General features: G+C 53.3%; 17 protein-coding genes. 11 read left to right on the top strand and 6 right to left on the bottom strand.

The window, feature by feature from the left end; all coding sequences use genetic code 11:
- Positions 1 to 21 precede the first annotated feature (21 nt).
- From AC791_RS01800 to AC791_RS01775, 6 genes are all read left to right on the top strand, one after another.
- Positions 22 to 420: a YgiW/YdeI family stress tolerance OB fold protein gene (locus AC791_RS01800; RefSeq protein ID WP_049838771.1), complete on the top strand. Its 399-nt coding sequence runs from the start codon at positions 22 to 24 to the stop codon at positions 418 to 420.
- Between the two features lie 118 nt (positions 421 to 538).
- Positions 539 to 2,797: a DNA topoisomerase IV subunit A gene (gene parC, locus AC791_RS01795; protein WP_049838770.1), complete on the top strand. Its 2,259-nt coding sequence runs from the start codon at positions 539 to 541 to the stop codon at positions 2,795 to 2,797.
- 176 nt (positions 2,798 to 2,973) lie between these two features.
- Positions 2,974 to 3,711, top strand: coding sequence for a 1-acylglycerol-3-phosphate O-acyltransferase (locus AC791_RS01790; protein WP_049838769.1), 738 nt, complete (start codon positions 2,974 to 2,976; stop codon positions 3,709 to 3,711).
- Between the two features lie 60 nt (positions 3,712 to 3,771).
- Positions 3,772 to 5,184, top strand: coding sequence for a cell division protein FtsP (ftsP, locus tag AC791_RS01785; RefSeq protein WP_049838768.1), 1,413 nt, complete (start codon positions 3,772 to 3,774; stop codon positions 5,182 to 5,184).
- A gap of 132 nt (positions 5,185 to 5,316) precedes the next feature.
- Positions 5,317 to 7,488, top strand: coding sequence for a YgiQ family radical SAM protein (locus AC791_RS01780; protein ID WP_049838767.1), 2,172 nt, complete (start codon positions 5,317 to 5,319; stop codon positions 7,486 to 7,488).
- Positions 7,489 to 7,514: 26 nt separating this feature from the next.
- Positions 7,515 to 7,970: a carboxypeptidase-like regulatory domain-containing protein gene (locus AC791_RS01775; protein WP_049838766.1), complete on the top strand. Its 456-nt coding sequence runs from the start codon at positions 7,515 to 7,517 to the stop codon at positions 7,968 to 7,970.
- Here AC791_RS01775 and dkgA read toward each other — a convergent pair.
- Together dkgA and yqhD are read right to left on the bottom strand one after the other, a co-directional pair.
- Entirely contained in the window at positions 7,955 to 8,782 is an 828-nt protein-coding gene (gene dkgA, locus AC791_RS01770) for a 2,5-didehydrogluconate reductase DkgA (protein WP_049838765.1), read from the bottom strand. The two genes, AC791_RS01775 and dkgA, sit on opposite strands and share 16 nt — an antisense overlap.
- A 101-nt stretch (positions 8,783 to 8,883) precedes the next feature.
- On the bottom strand, positions 8,884 to 10,047 hold the full coding sequence (gene yqhD, locus AC791_RS01765) for an alcohol dehydrogenase (RefSeq protein ID WP_049838764.1): 1,164 nt from the start codon (positions 10,045 to 10,047) through the stop codon (positions 8,884 to 8,886).
- Positions 10,048 to 10,219: 172 nt separating this feature from the next.
- Between yqhD and AC791_RS01760 the strand changes: the two genes are divergently transcribed.
- Entirely contained in the window at positions 10,220 to 11,119 is a 900-nt protein-coding gene (locus tag AC791_RS01760; RefSeq protein WP_049838763.1) for an AraC family transcriptional regulator, read from the top strand.
- Positions 11,120 to 11,155: 36 nt separating this feature from the next.
- Here the strand turns inward: AC791_RS01760 and AC791_RS01755 are convergent, their stop codons facing one another.
- On the bottom strand, positions 11,156 to 11,815 hold the full coding sequence (locus AC791_RS01755; protein ID WP_049838762.1) for a DedA family protein: 660 nt from the start codon (positions 11,813 to 11,815) through the stop codon (positions 11,156 to 11,158).
- 132 nt (positions 11,816 to 11,947) lie between these two features.
- Complete coding sequence (gene metC / locus AC791_RS01750; RefSeq protein ID WP_049838761.1) at positions 11,948 to 13,135, bottom strand: cystathionine beta-lyase; 1,188 nt, start codon at positions 13,133 to 13,135, stop codon at positions 11,948 to 11,950.
- 251 nt (positions 13,136 to 13,386) lie between these two features.
- Here metC and exbB point away from each other — a divergent pair, with 251 nt between their 5' ends.
- Together exbB and exbD are read left to right on the top strand one after the other, a co-directional pair.
- Complete coding sequence (gene exbB, locus AC791_RS01745; protein WP_049838760.1) at positions 13,387 to 14,121, top strand: tol-pal system-associated acyl-CoA thioesterase; 735 nt, start codon at positions 13,387 to 13,389, stop codon at positions 14,119 to 14,121.
- Positions 14,122 to 14,127: 6 nt separating this feature from the next.
- Positions 14,128 to 14,553 (top strand): TonB system transport protein ExbD, encoded by a 426-nt coding sequence (gene exbD / locus AC791_RS01740; protein WP_049838759.1) that lies wholly within the window; start codon positions 14,128 to 14,130, stop codon positions 14,551 to 14,553.
- Positions 14,554 to 14,668: 115 nt separating this feature from the next.
- Here the strand turns inward: exbD and AC791_RS01735 are convergent, their stop codons facing one another.
- The gene (locus AC791_RS01735) at positions 14,669 to 15,118 is read right to left on the bottom strand and encodes a cytoplasmic protein (protein ID WP_148677736.1); all 450 of its coding nucleotides are present in this window, start codon (positions 15,116 to 15,118) and stop codon (positions 14,669 to 14,671) included.
- 1 nt (position 15,119) lies between these two features.
- Positions 15,120 to 15,524, bottom strand: coding sequence for a hypothetical protein (locus tag AC791_RS01730; RefSeq protein WP_049838757.1), 405 nt, complete (start codon positions 15,522 to 15,524; stop codon positions 15,120 to 15,122).
- Positions 15,525 to 15,624: 100 nt separating this feature from the next.
- On the opposite strand from AC791_RS01730, the gene AC791_RS01725 reads away from it, so the two are divergent.
- Positions 15,625 to 16,128, top strand: coding sequence for an ESA_00282 family adhesion-associated protein (locus AC791_RS01725; protein ID WP_049838756.1), 504 nt, complete (start codon positions 15,625 to 15,627; stop codon positions 16,126 to 16,128).
- A gap of 200 nt (positions 16,129 to 16,328) precedes the next feature.
- Positions 16,329 to 17,966 carry a methyl-accepting chemotaxis protein gene (locus tag AC791_RS01720; RefSeq protein WP_049838755.1) on the top strand — a complete coding sequence of 546 codons (1,638 nt, stop codon included), beginning with the start codon at positions 16,329 to 16,331 and terminating at the stop codon, positions 17,964 to 17,966.
- Positions 17,967 to 17,997: the final 31 nt, after the last annotated feature.

Below are 17,997 nucleotides of genomic sequence, written 5' to 3'. Positions count from 1 at the left end.
AAACTTAAGGGAGAGAATCACATGAAAAAATTTGCTGCAATGACGGCTATCCTGGCGCTGTGCGCTGCTCCGGCGTTCGCTGCCGATCAGGGTGGGTTCAACGGACCGGGGACTACGCAGAACGCGACGCAAAACGGTGGATTCAACGGCCCTAACAGCAGCGCGGTCAGCGTCGAAAATGCTAAAAAGCTGAACGATGATGCCCCGGTGACGCTGCGCGGTAATATCGTCGAGCGCGTCTCTGACGAGCTGTATCTGTTTAAAGATGCATCCGGAACGATTAATGTCGATATCGACAATAAACGCTGGAACGGCGCCACTATTACGCCACAGGATGTGGTTGAAATTCAGGGGGAAGTGGACAAGGGCCGCAACTCCGTTGAGATTGACGTGAAACGCATCAATAAAGTCACCAAATAATTCCTCTTCGGGCCGGTTCTCCGGCCCTTTTTCTTTGTGACTCAACGCAGCAGATAGGGTAGTATCTGCGGCAATATTGCCCATCAATAGTCGGGTGTAAGTTGAGGAATCACAATTAATGAGCGATATGGCAGAGCGCCTTGCGCTACATGAATTCACAGAAAACGCCTATCTGAACTACTCCATGTACGTCATCATGGATCGGGCACTGCCGTTTATCGGCGATGGTCTGAAGCCCGTACAGCGGCGCATTGTGTATGCAATGTCTGAGCTGGGGTTGAATGCCAGCGCGAAGTTTAAAAAATCCGCCCGTACCGTCGGTGATGTGCTCGGTAAGTATCATCCGCACGGCGATAGCGCGTGTTATGAGGCGATGGTGCTTATGGCGCAGCCGTTCTCCTATCGCTACCCGCTGGTCGACGGGCAGGGGAACTGGGGCGCACCGGACGATCCGAAATCTTTCGCCGCGATGCGTTACACCGAATCGCGCCTGTCGAAATATGCCGAGCTGCTACTTAGCGAGCTGGGGCAGGGGACGGCGGACTGGGTGCCGAACTTTGACGGCACGATGCAGGAGCCGAAAATGCTGCCTGCGCGTCTGCCCAATATCCTGCTCAACGGCACCACCGGTATTGCCGTCGGGATGGCGACAGATATTCCGCCACATAACCTGCGTGAAGTGGCAAAAGCGGCCATTACGCTTATTGAGCAGCCGAAAACCACGCTGGGCGAACTGCTGGATATAGTCCAGGGGCCGGACTATCCCACCGAGGCAGAAATCATCACCTCCCGCGCTGAAATTCGTAAAATCTACGAAAACGGGCGCGGCTCGGTGCGTATGCGCGCGGTGTGGAAAAAAGAAGACGGTGCAGTGGTGATTACGGCCCTGCCGCACCAGACTTCCGGCGCGCGCGTGCTGGAGCAGATTGCCGCGCAAATGCGCAATAAAAAGCTGCCGATGGTTGACGATCTGCGCGACGAGTCAGATCACGAAAACCCGACGCGCCTGGTGATTGTTCCGCGTTCAAATCGGGTGGATATGGACCAGGTGATGAATCATCTGTTCGCCACCACCGATCTGGAAAAAAGCTATCGCATTAACCTGAACATGATCGGCCTTGATGGTCGTCCGGCAGTAAAAAATCTGCTGGAGATTTTAAGTGAATGGCTGGTATTCCGTCGCGATACCGTACGCCGTCGTCTTAATTATCGTCTTGAGAAAGTGCTTAAACGCCTGCATATCCTCGAAGGTTTGCTGGTGGCGTTTCTCAACATTGACGAAGTGATTGAGATCATCCGCCGTGAAGATGAGCCGAAACCGGCGCTGATGTCGCGTTTTGACATCAGTGAAACCCAGGCTGAAGCCATCCTTGAACTCAAATTGCGCCACCTCGCCAAACTGGAAGAAGTTAAAATCCGCGGCGAGCAGAACGAGCTGGAAAAAGAGCGCGATCAGCTCCAGGGTATTCTGGCTTCCGAGCGCAAAATGAATACTCTGCTGAAGAAAGAGCTTCAGGCAGATGCAGAAGCCTTTGGTGACGAACGTCGTTCGCCGCTGCAGGAGCGCGAAGAAGCCAAAGCCATGAGCGAACACGATATGCTGCCGTCTGAACCGGTGACTATTGTTCTGTCGCAGATGGGCTGGGTACGCAGCGCGAAAGGTCACGATATCGACGCGCCGGGGCTTAATTATAAAGCCGGAGATAGCTGGAAAGCGTCGGTCAAAGGCAAGAGTAATCAGCCGGTTGTCTTTATTGATACCACCGGGCGCAGCTACGCCATCGATCCTATCACGCTGCCATCCGCGCGCGGTCAGGGCGAGCCGTTAACCGGTAAACTGACCCTGCCGCCGGGCGCGACCGTTGAACACATGCTGATGACCGGTGATGAGCAGAAATTGCTGATGGCCTCAGATGCGGGCTACGGCTTTGTCTGTACCTTTAACGATTTGATCTCGCGTAATCGCGCGGGTAAAACGCTGATCACGCTGCCGGAGAACGCCCGCGTTCTGCCGCCGCTGATTGTTGAAAACGAATCCGATATGCTGCTGGCCATCACCCAGGCCGGGCGAATGCTGATGTTCCCGGTGAGCGACCTGCCGCAGCTGTCGAAAGGGAAGGGCAACAAGATTATCAGTATTCCTTCCGCAGAAGCCGCTGCCGGTACAGATGGCCTGGCGCATCTCTTCATTTTGCCACCGCAAAGCACGCTAACCCTGCACGTGGGCAAGCGTAAAATCAAGCTGCGGCCAGAAGAGCTGCAAAAAGTGGTCGGCGAGCGCGGGCGTCGTGGTTCGTTGATGCGCGGTTTGCAGAAAATTGACCGTGTGGAAATCGACTCTCCGCACCGGGCAAGCGCTGGCGATAGCGAAGAGTAACTCTGCATTTCCCCTTCCGCTAACGGAAGGGGATGCAGCTAAAAAAAGCTGTAAAGTCGTTGTTAAATCACGCGTTGCGATTAACAATACCCCTTCCGGGGATCCGCAATTCACCACACGCTGTTTCGCATAATGGTAACGTAAAATTCTAAGCGAAACGGGTGTCAGAGGTAGCTATGCTTGCAATTTTTCGTTTAATTATTGTGGTCATCTACAGCATCCTGGTATGCGTATTTGGCTGTATTTACTGTCTGTTCAGTCCTCGTAATCCGAAACACGTTTCCACTTTTGGTCGCTTGTTCGGACGTCTTGCACCGCTATTTGGCCTGAAAGTCGAGCTTCGCCGTCCGGCAGATGCGGCAAGCTATGGCAATGCAATTTATATTGCTAACCACCAGAACAACTATGACATGGTCACGGCATCCAGCATTGTTCAGCCACCGACTGTCACCGTGGGTAAAAAAAGTCTTATCTGGGTTCCGTTCTTTGGCCTGCTTTACTGGCTGACCGGCAACCTGCTGATTGACCGTGATAACCGCTCTCGCGCCCACAGCACCATCGCTGCGTTGGTAGATCAGTTCAAAAAGCGTCGTATCTCTATCTGGATGTTCCCGGAAGGTACCCGCAGCCGGGGGCGCGGACTGCTTCCCTTCAAGACGGGCGCGTTCCATGCGGCCATTGCCGCGGGTGTGCCGGTGATCCCGGTTTGCGTATCCACGACGTCGAATAAAATCAAACTCAATCGACTGAATAACGGGTGGGCGATCGTTGAAATGCTGCCGCCGATTGATACCAGCGGCTGGGGAAAAGATCAGGTACGCGAGCTGGCCGCTCACTGCCGTGAAATTATGGCGACCAAAATTGAAGAGCTGGATCGGGAAGTGGCAGAGCGCGAAGCCGCACAGAAGCAGTAATCCGTTTTGCCAGCCGGATAACGGCCCTTTTTTCTTATTTTTTGTTTTTATGGAGCATATATGTCACTCAGTCGGCGTCAGTTTGTTCAGGCATCAGGGTTGGCGCTGTGCGCCGGTGCGGTGCCGCTGAGGGCAAACGCTGCCGGACAGCAACAGGCACTGCCGGTGCCGCCGTTGCTGGAGTCCCGTCGCGGACAGCCGATCTTTTTGACGCTCCAGCGTTCACACTGGTCTTTCACTCCGGGGACCCGGGCTGCGGTCTGGGGGATTAACGGACGTTATCTTGGGCCCACTATTCGCGTCTGGCGCGGTGATGACGTTAAGCTCATTTACAGCAATCGCATGACTGAGAATGTCGCGATGACGATTGGCGGTTTGCAGGTGCCGGGACCGCTCATCGGCGGCGCGGCGCGCATGATGTCGCCGAATGCGGACTGGGCACCGGGTTTGCCGATTCGTCAGAGCGCGGCGACGCTGTGGTATCACGCCAACACGCCGAACCGGATGGCTGAGCAGGTGTATCAGGGGCTGGCCGGAATGTGGCTGGTGGAAGATGAAATCAGCAAGTCGCTGCCGATCCCGAGCCACTACGGCGTGGACGATTTCCCTGTCATCATTCAGGATAAACGCCTGGATAACTTCGGTTCTCTGGAGTACAGCGAGCCGGGCAGCGGTGGGTTTGTCGGTGACACTCTGGTGGTTAACGGGGCGCAAAGCCCGTACGTTGAAGTTTCACGCGGCTGGGTGCGCCTGCGTTTATTAAACGCGTCAAACGCCCGCCGCTATCAGCTGCAAATGAGCGATGGGCGCGCCATCCACGTTATCTCTGGTGACCAGGGTTTCTTACCCGCTCCGGTGTCGCTTAAACAGCTTTCGCTGGCGCCTGGCGAGCGTCGGGAGATCCTGGTCGATATGACCAATGGCGATGAAGTCTCGATCACCTGCGGCGAGGCCGCCGGCATTATGGATCGTATTCGCGGCTTCTTTGAACCGTCGAGTATTCTGATTTCGACCCTGGTGCTGACCCTACGCCCGACCGGGCTACTGCCGCTGGTCACCGACAGCCTGCCGCAGCGCCTGCTGTCGGCAGAACTTATCAACGGTGCGGCGGTGCGCAGTCGTGATATCAGCCTTGGTGACGATCCGGGTATTAACGGTCAACTTTGGGACCCGCAGCGAATGGATATCACGGCTCAGCAGGGAACCTGGGAGCGCTGGACGGTTCGCGCGGATGCGCCGCAGTCGTTCCATATTGAAGGCGTGATGTTTCAGATCCGCAACGTCAACGGGGCGATGCCGTTCCCGGAAGACCGGGGCTGGAAAGATACCGTCTGGGTCGATGGTCAGGTCGAGCTGCTGGTCTATTTTGCACAGCCTTCATGGGCACACTTCCCGTTCCAGTTCGCCAGTCAGACCCTGGAAATGGCCGATCGGGGATCGATGGGCCAGCTGCTGGTAAATCCGGCCCCCTGACAGTTTGCCGGCGCCTGTTTGTACAGGCGCTCACGCCGCATCCCGCAAGCCATAGCAAAAATGTCCCTTCATTTATCGGTGATATTCGGCGTATAATCCACGCCCTTTGATTATTTTTTCCCCGGAAGCATTATGAGCGCTATCTCCCTGATCCAGCCGGATCGTGACCTTTTCTCGTGGCCGCAATACTGGGCGGCCTGCTTTGGCCCGGCGCCATTTTTGCCAATGTCACGTGAAGAGATGGATCAACTTGGCTGGGATAGCTGCGATATTATTCTGGTCACCGGCGACGCCTATGTCGATCATCCAAGCTTTGGCATGGCAATATGTGGACGTATGCTCGAAGCCCAGGGTTTTCGGGTCGGGATCATCGCCCAGCCGGACTGGAACAGCAAAGATGATTTCATGCGCCTCGGCAAGCCGAATATCTTTTTTGGCGTGACGGCAGGGAATATGGACTCAATGATCAACCGCTATACGGCGGATCGTAAGCTGCGTCATGATGATGCCTACACGCCGGATAACGTAGCAGGCAAGCGCCCGGATCGCGCTACCCTGGCTTATACCCAACGCTGCAAGGAGGCATGGAAAGATGTGCCGGTGATCCTCGGCGGTATCGAAGCCAGCCTGCGCCGCACCGCGCATTACGACTACTGGTCAGATACCGTACGTCGTTCGGTGCTGGTGGATTCCAAAGCCGATATGCTGATGTTTGGTAACGGCGAGCGTCCGTTGGTGGAAGTGGCGCACCGCCTGGCAATGGGCGAACCGATTAGCCAGATCCGCGATGTGCGTAATACCGCGATTATTGTTAAAGAAGCGCTGCCGGGCTGGAGCGGCGTAGATTCCACGCGCCTCGACACGCCGGGTAAAATTGACCCTATCCCGCATCCGTACGGCGACGATCTGCCGTGTGCGGATAACAAGCCGGTTGCGCCGAAAAAGCAGCAAGCAAAAACCGTCACCGTACAGCCGCCGCGCCCGAAGCCGTGGGAAAAAACCTATGTGCTATTGCCTTCGTTTGAAAAGGTGAAGAGTGACAAAGTACTGTATGCACATGCCTCGCGTATTCTGCACCATGAAACTAACCCCGGCTGCGCGCGCGCATTGATGCAAAAACATGGCGATCGCTACCTGTGGATCAACCCCCCGGCTATTCCGCTCTCCACGGAAGAGATGGATAGCGTGTTTGCCCTGCCTTACCAGCGCGTACCGCATCCCGCATACGGTAACAGCCGCATTCCAGCCTATGAGATGATCCGCTTTTCGATCAACATTATGCGTGGCTGTTTTGGCGGCTGCTCCTTCTGCTCTATTACCGAGCATGAAGGGCGTATTATTCAGAGCCGATCACAAGACTCGATCATCAATGAAATCGAGGCCATTCGTGACTCGGTGCCGGGCTTTACCGGCGTGATCTCCGATCTGGGTGGGCCAACGGCTAACATGTATATGCTGCGCTGTACGTCGCCACGTGCCGAGCAAACCTGCCGCCGCCTGTCGTGTGTCTATCCTGAGATCTGCCCGCATATGGACACCAATCATCAGCCGACCATCGATCTGTATCGTCGCGCGCGCGATCTCAAAGGCGTGAAGAAGATCCTCATCGCCTCTGGCGTGCGTTACGATCTGGCCGTTGCCGATCCGCGCTACATTAAGGAACTGGCCACGCACCACGTTGGCGGCTATCTGAAGATCGCCCCGGAACATACCGAAGCGGGTCCGCTGTCGAAAATGTTGAAGCCGGGTATGGGCAGCTACGATCGCTTTAAAGAGCTGTTTGATCTGTACTCTAAACAGGCCGGGAAAGAGCAGTACCTGATCCCGTATTTCATTTCCGCGCATCCGGGCACGGAGGATGAGGATATGGTGAATCTCGCCCTGTGGCTGAAGCGCCATCGTTTCCGTCTCGATCAGGTGCAGAACTTTTATCCATCGCCGCTGGCGAACTCAACCACCATGTATTACACCGGCAAGAACCCGCTGGGTAAAATCGATTACAAAAGTGAAGATGTGGTGGTGCCAAAAGGAGATAAGCAGCGTCGTTTACATAAAGCACTGCTGCGCTATCACGATCCGGCCAACTGGCCGCTGATCCGTCAGGCGCTGGAAACCATGGGCAAGAAGCATTTAATTGGCGGTCGGCGTGAATGCCTGGTGCCTGCGCCAACCCTGGATGAGATGCGTGAAGCGCGACGGCAGAATCGCAACACGCGTCCGGCGCTGACAAAACATACGCCGGTAGCCCATCAGCGGCAGGGGCTGGCCGCGAGCAAAAAGCGGGTGAAATCAACGGGTCGTTAATACTTGCCGTGGAAAAGGTCACTAAAATGAAGAAATCTTTTGCCCCGGCAATCGTGTTAATAGCGTTATTGCAAAACGGGTGCGTCACCCATTATCAGAACCAGCCGCGAGTGGAAGGCAAGGTATTGGACAGCCACGGGCAACCGCTGGCAGGAGTTGGTATTACCCTTGAAAGCAATGCCGGGGCGTCCCGCATCGTCTCTGACCGCGCCGGACGTTTTTCTTTTCCCGCAAAGCACGAATGGGCGTTCTATTTACCGCTCGGACCGATGGACTGGATGCATCGTGCACAGTTGCGCATTCAGACCGCGACCCGGCAGTATGACTATTTTATCGCGGGGGGACTGGGCAATTCACATGTGATGGACGGCGCGGAATTTGGCGTGATATGCCAGCTGCCGGCGGCGACGCAGCTGCCGCCGCCGGAGGTGTGTCACGGTGTGGATATCCACACCGTAAAAGGCGATCAGCCGCCGAACTGATCCGGGTCAGGTCCCAGACGTTTGCCCTGATCCAGTTTTGCGATTTCGCCCAGTTCGTCTTTATCCAGACGGAAATCCCAGACGCCGAAGTTTTCAACAATGCGCGATGGCGTGACCGATTTCGGGATCACTACCAGGCCGTTATCCAGATGCCAGCGGATGACGATCTGCGCCGGCGTTTTGCCATATTTATCGGCAAGCTGACGAATGATTTTTTGATCGAACACGCCCTCGCCACCCTGGGCCAGCGGGCTCCAGGATTCAGTCTGGATCTTATGTGTAGCATTCCAGGCATGAAGCTGGCGCTGTTGCAGCAGCGGATGCAGTTCGATCTGGTTGATGACCGGGGTCACGCCCGTTTCATCGATCAGCCGTTGCAGATGGTTAATTTGAAAGTTGCAGACCCCGATGCTTTTTACCAGCCCCTGCTTTTGCAGGTCGATCATCCCTTCCCACGCCTCAACGTAGTGATCGATTGCCGGCACGGGCCAGTGCATTAAATAGAGATCGACATGATCGAGCTGGAGCTTATCAAGGCTTTCCTGTAACGCATCAGCAGGCCGTTTTTGGTCGTCATTCCACAGTTTGGTGGTAATAAAAAGATCGTCTCGCGGGATACCCGCACTCTGTAACGCTTTTCCCACACCGTCTTCATTTTTGTACGCTGCAGCAGTATCAATGGAGCGATAACCCACTTCCAGCGCTTTATGAATGGCCTGTACGACCTCGTCATTACCTGCTTTCCACACGCCAAGACCCAGTTGTGGCATGAGAGTGCCGTCCTGAAGTTTGATGATGGTTGGATGTGACATTGATTTCTCCTTATTGAAACTTGCCGGAGTACTCCCCGGCAAAGTTATGTGTATTAAGTCTGGACGAAAACGTCAAAAACGAAAGTCGGGAGATAAAATGGTTAGCGCGCCGCCTCGTAAATACGACGGCTGACGTCGAGGGTAATATCGCCATGTTCACCCAGCGCAGTCATACCGTGTTCTTCCAGTTTTGCCAGCAGGGCCGGAATAGAACTGCCGTCCAGACCATAGCCAGACAGATGAGTCGGTACGCCAAGCTGTTCAAAGAAATTCCGGGTGGCCGCAATAGCGGCATCAATACGCCGATCGTCGCTGCCTTCAGTAATATTCCAGACGCGTTCGGCGTATTGCAGCAGCTTAGCGCGTTTCGTGGCGCGTTGTTCATTCCACAGCGCAGGCAGAACCACCGCCAGCGTCTGCGCATGATCCAGTCCGTGCATTGCCGTCAGCTCATGACCCAGCATGTGCGTCGCCCAGTCCTGCGGCACGCCCGCACCAATCAAGCCGTTTAGCGCCTGGGTCGCGGCCCACATGACGTTGGCCCGAACATCATAGTTTTCCGGCTCCTGAAGCGCTTTCGGGCCATCTTCGACCAGCGTCAGCAAAATACCCTCGGCAAAGCGGTCCTGAATTTTTGCATTCACCGGATACGTTACATACTGCTCGACCGTATGAACAAACGCATCAACCACGCCGTTAGCCACCTGACGCGGTGGCAGGGTATAGGTGTAAACCGGATCGAGTACGGCGAAAACCGGCTGGACGAACGGCGAGTGGAAAGCCTGCTTGTCACCGGTGGTTTTACGCGAAATCACCGCGCCTTTATTCGACTCGGAGCCGGTTGCCGGTAAAGTCAGGACCGAGCCCATCGGAATGGCGCTGCGAATATCACTGCCGGAGGTTTGCAGGATATGCCATGGATCGATCCCGTCAGCATAATGCGCGGCGGCGGCAATAAATTTAGTGCCATCAAGTACAGATCCACCGCCGACGGCCAGCAGGAAAGTAATGTTCTCATCGCGAGCGATTTTTACCGCATTCATCAGCGTTTCATAAGACGGATTCGGCTCGATACCGCCGAACTCATGCACGTCCATACCCGCCAGGGCGGAGTAAACCTGATCCAGAACGCCGGTTTTTTTGACGCTGCCACCGCCATAAGTGATGAGAATTCGGGCATCGGCCGGGATTTGCTCGCGCAAACCGACGATGGCGTCTTTACCAAACAGAATGCGGGTAGGCGTATGGAGAGTAAAGTTATTCATTGTTCGTTCCCTCAAGTGGATAAAAAAATCAGGCTTTCATTGTGGTCCGGTGATGAATAGCTCTCAATGCATATTTCTGCCATTCTCTTGCCCATTTCTCTATAGCTCTGGAGAAAAGCATTAGATTCGCGCAAACTGGACCGGTGTTGTTATGCCCCGGAGATCGCGTTTTATGAACCGTCAGGAAACCTGTCAGCAGCTGACTGAAAAAATTAACCGGCTTAAAAATAACGAAAAATCGCTCAGCACTCTGCTGCCAGACGTGCGCCTGCTTTACGGGACGCAGCCCGGTGCCCGTACGCCTGTGATGTATCAGCCAGGGATTATCTTTCTCTTTTCCGGCCATAAAACGGGCTACATCAACGAACGCGTTTTTCGCTATGACGCGAATGAATATTTGTTGCTGACCGTTCCGCTGCCGTTTGAGTGTGAAACCTGGGCCACGCCGGAAATTCCGCTGGCAGGGCTCCGGCTCAATGTGGATGGCCTGCAATTGCAGGAGTTACTGATGGATATTGGTGAAGATGAGCATTTCCAGCCCGGTGAGTCGGCAAGCGGTATTAACTCATCCATTTTATCGGATGAGATCCTGTGCGCCGCAGAGCGCCTGCTTGACGTAATGGAACGCCCGCTGGACGCACGTATACTTGGCCGACAGATTATCCGGGAGATCCTGTACCATGTCCTGACCGGGCCACGCGGCGGAGCGCTGCTGGCGCTGGTCAGTCGGCAGACCCACTTTAGTTTGATCAGTAAAGTACTTAAGCGAATTGAAAGCCATTATACCGAGAGCCTGAGCGTGGATCAGCTTGCTGCCGAAGCCAACATGAGCGTCTCCGCGTTTCACCACAACTTTAAATCGGTTACCAGCACCTCGCCGCTTCAGTATCTGAAATCGTATCGGTTGCATAAAGCGCGAATGTTGATGATACATGACGGAATGAAAGCCAGCGCGGCGGCCATGCGTGTCGGCTATGAAAGCGCCTCACAATTTAGTCGCGAATTTAAACGCTATTTCGGCATCACGCCGGGAGAAGATGCGGCGCGGCTGCGCACGATCCAGGGGATATAAGGGGTTCTGGCATCGCCTTGCGGAGGTGCCAGACCATCAGGCGCGGCAGAATTTCTTTTTCAGCACCAGAACAACGGTGCCCAGCAGCCCGGCAACTAACAAAAATACAGGCAGGATCATCAGAAAGGTCATTACCTGGTCTTCATGGCGCTTCACGAATGGGATCATGCTCAGTGCATAGCCGAAGCTTGTGACTACCAGCACCCACAATAAGGCGCTTAGCCAGTTGAAGAACTGGAAGCGGCGGTTTGAAAGACCCGAAATACCGGCCATTGTCGGTAATAATGTGCGGATAAAGGCCAGAAAACGCCCGGCCAGCAGCGCCAGTAAGCCGTGGCGGTCGAACATACAGGTGGCCCGCTTGTGGTACTTATCCGGAAGCTGGGACAGCCAGCCCCGCACCACGCGCGTATTGCCGAGCCAGCGGCCTTGCACATAACTCAGCCAACAGCCAAGACTTGCCGCCGTGGTCAGGATAATAACGGTTGGCATAAAACCCATCACGTCACGGGCGATCAGCGCACCTGCCAGCAACAGCAGACTATCACCAGGTAAGAAAGAGGCGGGCAGCAGACCATTTTCCAGAAACAACGTAGCAAACATGACCAGATAGACGACACCAATGACGTGCGGATCCGCCAGAGCAGCAAAATCATGCTGCCACAGCGCGGCGACGATATTATGAATAACAGCCATGAACTTTCCCGTGAAACAGCATCTATTCGACGATTCTAACCCTTTTCGATCCGGGACAAGTTGATCCCGGACGCAGCATTGCAGACTTTCCCACTATTACGTGACGAAAAGAGGTGCATCTCGTGTCTATTATTACACGATCCGGGCAAACCCCGCTGCTAAATCAAGCAAGAGATCGTCAACATTTTCCAGACCAATATGGACGCGGATCAGCGTGCCGTCAAAATCTACCTCACCATCAGGACGAATAGCCGCAATATGCTCCGGCTGATTAGCCAGGATCAATGACTCAAAACCGCCCCATGAGTAGGCCATGCTGAATAATGAGAAATGATCGAGATAGTCCGCCAGTTCTTGCTCATTCAGTCTTTTTCTAAGAACAAAGGAGAACAGGCCGCTGCTGCCGGTAAAATCGCGTTTCCAGAATGTATGGCCTTTGCTGCCGGGCAGGGCAGGGTGATTGACCTCAGCAACCTGAGGATGAATAGCCAGCCATTCGGCAATTTTTACACTGCTTTCGTGATGCTGACGCAGGCGTACGCCGAGAGTGCGCAGGCCACGACTGGTCATATAAGCCGTATCCGCATCAACCATCTGCCCCATCAGGTACGCATTTTCACGCAGCTGATCCCAGCAGCGGGCATTAGCGACGGCCGTGCCAATCATCGCATCAGAGTGTCCAATCAGATATTTGGTGCCAGCCTGAATAGAGATATCAATGCCGAAATCGAGTGCTTTAAACAGAATGCCTGCCGACCAGGTGTTGTCGATCATAATAATGGCATTCGGGGCAACGCGCCTGACCGCGTCGACAATGGCCGGAACATCATGGACCTCCATGGTGATTGAACCGGGCGACTCCAGGAATACAATTCGGGTCTCAGGACGTAATTTATCGGCAATTTTTGCGCCAATAAGCGGATCGAACCAAGTGGTGGTCACGCCCATTTTGCCGAGGATTTTAGTGGCAAAATCCTGCGTCGGTTCATAAGCGGTGTTAGTAATCAGAATATGGTCACCCTGTTCAACGAAGGCGAGGATCGTATTTGCCACCGCTGCGGCGCCGCACGGAAAAAGAGCACACCCGGCCCCGCCTTCCAGCTCGCACATCGCTTCCTGAAGCGAGAAGTGAGTCAGCGTACCGCGACGGCCATAAAACAGTTCTCCCTTCGCCCGGTTGCGGGTCGCATGCTTTTTCGCTTCCACCGTTTCAAAAACCAGGGACGACGCACGCTGGATCACGCTATTTACCGAACCTTGGGTATATTTTTTACTGCGCCCCGCGTTTACCAGTGCGGTATCAATATGCTTCTCTGACATGATCACTTCACCTATTCTTATCCATCTGGACGTCTAAATTAGCACGATTACATTATTATGCCTGCGCACAAACGTCTATTCAGAATAAAAAATTTGCCTTAATTCGCCTGACAACTTTTTTACTGCGTAAGCGCAAGGAAAATGGGCAGAATTTGCGGCATTATGTAAATACTAATGAGAACTACTATCAATTCGACATTGTTTTGATATTATTATGCTCAGATTTGTGACTTGTGTCCTGGAGATTGAGAGTGGGTAATAATTTGATGCAGACGGATCTTTCCGTTCTGGGTATGTATCAACATGCCGACATCGTGGTTAAAATTGTGATGATTGGCCTGATCCTGGCCTCCGTCGTCACCTGGGCAATTTTTTTCAGCAAGAGCGCGGAAATGTGGGCGCACAAGCGCCGTATTAAACGTGAACAGCAGCTGCTGGCAGATGCCCGCTCTTTGGATCAGGCGACTGAAATCGCGTCATCCTTCCACCGTAACAGTTTGAGCACCCGCCTGCTTTATGAAGCACAGAACGAGCTGGAACTCTCTACAGGCTCCTCTGATAACGAAGGTATTAAAGAACGTACCGGCTTCCGACTGGAACGCCGCGTTGCCGCGTTTGGCCGCCATATGGGACGCGGGAACGGTTACCTGGCGACGATCGGCGCTATTTCACCTTTCGTCGGCCTGTTCGGCACGGTATGGGGGATCATGAACAGCTTTATCGGCATCGCACAGACCCAGACCACCAATCTGGCCGTTGTTGCCCCGGGTATCGCAGAAGCCCTGCTGGCGACGGCAATTGGCCTGATTGCCGCTATTCCGGCTGTCGTGATCTACAACGTTTTTGCTCGCCTTATCGGCAGCTATAAAGCGACGCTCGGTGATGTCGCCGCCCAGATCCTGCTGTTGCAGAGTCGCGACCTCGATCTTGATGCCAGCAATGCTGCGCATCCTGTCCGTTCTACCCAAAAACTTCGCGTAGGGTAATGCAGCATGGCTTTGCATCTTAATGAAAATCTGGACGATAACGGCGAAATGCATGACATCAACGTCACGCCGTTTATCGACGTCATGCTGGTTCTGCTGATCATCTTTATGGTTGCCGCTCCGCTGGCGACAGTGGATGTGAAGGTGAACCTGCCAGCATCATCCAGCCAGCCGCAGCCGCGTCCGGAAAAGCCGGTTTATCTGTCGGTGAAAGCGGATAACAGCATGTTTATTGGTAACGATCCGGTTACCGATGAGACGATGGTCAACGCACTGAATACGCTGACGGAAGGTAAGAAAGACACCACCATTTTCTTCCGCGCGGATAAAACCGTCGACTATGAAACGCTGATGAAAGTCATGGATACCCTGCATCAGGCGGGCTATCTGAAGATTGGGCTGGTCGGTGAAGAAGTCGCTGGCGCGAAGTAACGGCATTACCGGGGTCAGATACCACGTCTGGCCCCTTCATTCTACTCTCGGATAGTCACACGTTAACCCACCTTGTAGGCAGGCAGATCAGCCTCAGAAGCCGCGTCTGAATCAGTCAGTCATCATCAGACGATGTCGGAACAGAGGGCGGTACAGCGGCCTCTGCTGTCGCAAGCGGAACGATTCTGACGTTTGAGCTACGATAATTGCCGTCGGCGAGTTTGCGGGTCAGCGTCAACGTAGCCGTTTCACGTTCACGTAAGTTCTGATAACTTGCCTCTATGTTATCGAGTATTTTCTCTTTTAAATCGGGCCGACGGGCGATGATTTCATTAATCACTGCACCATAAATTTCTTCTTTTACCTGCCAGGCGTAGATCTCACGCCGATTTTGCCACTTCATTTTAACCAGCGCCGCCGGGATAGAGACCAGCGCTTTGGCGGTGTTCTGAATGGTGGCATTTTTATCACTGACCAGCACCGCAAGATTATGCTTTAAGATAACGTCATCGCTTTTTGTATCGTCTAAAGTCAAATAAACGTCTTTGTTATTGTATTTTTTCACGTTATTCATCGTCCAGATCGTAAAACATAGGCGCAATTTTTTCGCGGGTAATCAAATTAAGCCAAATTTCATTTCCCTGTTCATTAATTTCCAGCGTTTTATCTGCGAGAATTTGACTTAATTCCTGGGCAGAAAAATCGCCGTCGGTCTGTAAGGCATTAAGGACATGGCAAAATGCCTCAATTTTAACAACGCGAAATAGCCGATCTTTTATATGACGATCGCGTTCTTCCAGCAGCATATTTCTGGAAAAACCGTTACGGCTAATTGAGGCTAATATGTCTGCTTCAAGCTCGGAGAGCGTTCTTTTCCCCTGAGTTAAATTAGCATTATTTTCTGCTTCCTCACGCTTTTCCTCTGTCACAGATGTGTCAAAGCGAGCCGGGATAAGGGTCTCGGGTATCATGCAAATTCCTTAATTTTCAAGACCATGAGGAATATATTACTGAGAGGCTCGTTGACAATAACATGGTGCACTTTTAAAATCAAAAAAAATGGAGTGCATGATGAACAGTATTATTTATTTAGTGATAGCGTTGCTATTGCTCACCGCTATTATTCTCTTCCTGATGGCAGAGTTCACTAAAAGGCCCGAGGCAAGTGAAGAAAAATCTTCACCTCCGGTTCCGGTAATGTCAAAAGAGCAGGGAGAAGATCACTTTTCTCTGCTAATGAATGCAATTACGCCAGCATGGTACTGGCGAGTAAACCATGAATATATTGACTTTTTACATGCCACTATTAAAAGAATGGACGTGGCACAAATAAAATCGACGCCGGGTTTATTTGACGCTCAACGCCGCTGTAGCGATCTCAATTCAGCTGTTTATAAATATTACGATAATCTGAAACAGCGCTGTCAAAACGGAGAAAAGGTGCCGCGTACCGATCTTGATGTGGTGAATCTCCAGCAGTGTTTCCGTGAGTTTAGTACGGATGCGTATCCGTCGCTGGTGGCGCTGGTCTGGCCGGAATATCATCGTCCGTTTGTGAAGCCTTACCTTGTTTAACCCCAATTTACCGAAGGACATTTTATTAAAAGAGCCTAAGTCAGATGATAATTTCAGGATGTAGCCGTGCTGAATAAATCGTTATAGAAAGTATATTTACAAAAAATAATCACAAAAGGTTATAAATTTTCGCCGCTTTGCCGATAACAGAAGGTAAGAACATCCCCTGGGTGTAATCCTATAAAAGGCAAGGAATCTTTATGCGACTTCTTCGTAATCTCACCATCCGCCTCGTCATGTTGTCGATTCTGGGTATTTTTTGTGTGCTGTGGTCTGGTGTCGGTCTGTACAGCGTTATGTCCCTGACCAAAGTGGCAGAGGGAAATGATATTGACAGACAGCTGGTGAAACAGATGACCGTTCTGAGTCAGGGCAACGATCAGTATTTTCGTTTTGTCACCCGTCTGAATCGAAATATGGAAACTAAAGCGGCTGGCGGTACGCCCGATTTCACATCGACGCAGCTGGCGCTGGAGATCATGCGTAAAAGGCTTGATGAGCTAAAAGCGTTGTCTCCTGGTGCGATGGACCCGCAAATTGCGGCTGAAGTGATCGAAAACTGGCAGGCACTCCTCGATCAGGGCGTGGTTCCGCAAATGCAGCGTGCGCAGCAGGGAAGTCCTGAAGCCTATCGCGCTCAGGCAAATGATATTACCCCGCCGCTGAGCCGGGCCTTTGGTTTAAGCACCGAGAAATTTAACACCGCGGCGGCAACGATCCTCGATCATACCCGTATTACGGTAGACCAGCGCACCAGCACGACGCGTATCGCCCTGATTGCCGCAGTGATCATCGGTATTCTGCTGCTGATTTTCTCCGATCGCTATCTGGTCACGATGCTGGTAAAACCGCTGGACCGTATCCGTCAGCAGTTCCGCCAGATTTCTCAGGGCGATCTCAGTCAGCCGATGGAAGATATGGGACGCAACTGCGTCGGGCAACTGGTCCCGTTGCTGAAAGCCATGCAGGACAGTCTGCGCGATGCGGTAAGTAATATTCGCTCGGGCAGTGAAAATATCTGGCGTGGGGCGACCGAGATTGCAACAGGCAATAATGACCTTTCCTCACGCACTGAAGAGCAGGCTGCGGCGCTGGAAGAAACGGCTGCCAGCATGGAACAACTTACCGCGACGGTAAAACTGAATGCGGATCACGCGCGCCAGGCCAGTGAACTGGCAGATGTTGCTTCCACTACCGCCAGCGATGGCGGTGAGCTGGTAGGTGAAGTAGTCGAGACGATGGTCGGGATCTCCGCCAGTTCAAAGAAAATTGCTGAGATCACTGACGTCATCAACAGCATTGCGTTTCAGACCAATATTCTGGCGCTCAATGCCGCGGTGGAAGCGGCAAGGGCAGGGGAACAGGGACGTGGTTTTGCCGTTGTCGCCGGAGAAGTGCGCAATCTGGCCAGCCGCAGCGCCGGCGCTGCCAAAGAGATCGAAGCATTGATTGCCGATTCCGTTACCCGCGTAGAAAAAGGATCGCGTCTGGTATCAGATGCCGGGACCACAATGGAAGCGATTCTGCGTGCGGTGCGGGAAGTGACCGCTATCATGAAGCAAATTGCGGCCGCAACGGATGAGCAAAGCAAAGGTATTTCACAAGTCGGCATTGCCATTGCACAAATGGACAGCGTGACGCAGCAAAACGCCTCGCTGGTGGAGCAGGTTTCTGCTGCCGCGACCTCGCTGCGCATTCAAACGGAAGATCTGCGCAGCTCCGTACAAACGTTCCGCCTCTCCGACGAACCCGCATTACCGGCGGAAGTTACCTCCGATACACCGCGCTCGCCGCGTAGCCCGACGTCCGCAGCGACAGAGGAATGGGTGGCATTCTGATGCTATAAAACCATCCCACCAGAGCATTCCG

The organism is Klebsiella sp. RIT-PI-d, from assembly GCF_001187865.1.
In the GTDB taxonomy this organism is placed as follows: Bacteria; Pseudomonadota; Gammaproteobacteria; order Enterobacterales; family Enterobacteriaceae; genus Superficieibacter.
Note: the sequence above shows the minus strand (reverse complement) of the source record. Positions and strands in the feature narration are given on the sequence as shown.

What these genes read in the sequence shown, in the direction of transcription:
- exbD (WP_049838759.1), top strand. Translation starts at nt 14,128, where the DNA reads ATGGCTTTGCATCTTAATGAAAATCTGGACGATAACGGCGAAATGCAT.
- AC791_RS01730 (WP_049838757.1), bottom strand. Translation starts at nt 15,524, where the DNA reads ATGATACCCGAGACCCTTATCCCGGCTCGCTTTGACACATCTGTGACA.
- AC791_RS01725 (WP_049838756.1), top strand. Translation starts at nt 15,625, where the DNA reads ATGAACAGTATTATTTATTTAGTGATAGCGTTGCTATTGCTCACCGCT.
- ftsP (WP_049838768.1), top strand. Translation starts at nt 3,772, where the DNA reads ATGTCACTCAGTCGGCGTCAGTTTGTTCAGGCATCAGGGTTGGCGCTG.
- AC791_RS01720 (WP_049838755.1), top strand. Translation starts at nt 16,329, where the DNA reads ATGCGACTTCTTCGTAATCTCACCATCCGCCTCGTCATGTTGTCGATT.
- AC791_RS01755 (WP_049838762.1), bottom strand. Translation starts at nt 11,815, where the DNA reads ATGGCTGTTATTCATAATATCGTCGCCGCGCTGTGGCAGCATGATTTT.
- parC (WP_049838770.1), top strand. Translation starts at nt 539, where the DNA reads ATGAGCGATATGGCAGAGCGCCTTGCGCTACATGAATTCACAGAAAAC.
- AC791_RS01760 (WP_049838763.1), top strand. Translation starts at nt 10,220, where the DNA reads ATGAACCGTCAGGAAACCTGTCAGCAGCTGACTGAAAAAATTAACCGG.
- AC791_RS01775 (WP_049838766.1), top strand. Translation starts at nt 7,515, where the DNA reads ATGAAGAAATCTTTTGCCCCGGCAATCGTGTTAATAGCGTTATTGCAA.
- yqhD (WP_049838764.1), bottom strand. Translation starts at nt 10,047, where the DNA reads ATGAATAACTTTACTCTCCATACGCCTACCCGCATTCTGTTTGGTAAA.
- AC791_RS01800 (WP_049838771.1), top strand. Translation starts at nt 22, where the DNA reads ATGAAAAAATTTGCTGCAATGACGGCTATCCTGGCGCTGTGCGCTGCT.
- metC (WP_049838761.1), bottom strand. Translation starts at nt 13,135, where the DNA reads ATGTCAGAGAAGCATATTGATACCGCACTGGTAAACGCGGGGCGCAGT.
- dkgA (WP_049838765.1), bottom strand. Translation starts at nt 8,782, where the DNA reads ATGTCACATCCAACCATCATCAAACTTCAGGACGGCACTCTCATGCCA.
- AC791_RS01780 (WP_049838767.1), top strand. Translation starts at nt 5,317, where the DNA reads ATGAGCGCTATCTCCCTGATCCAGCCGGATCGTGACCTTTTCTCGTGG.
- AC791_RS01790 (WP_049838769.1), top strand. Translation starts at nt 2,974, where the DNA reads ATGCTTGCAATTTTTCGTTTAATTATTGTGGTCATCTACAGCATCCTG.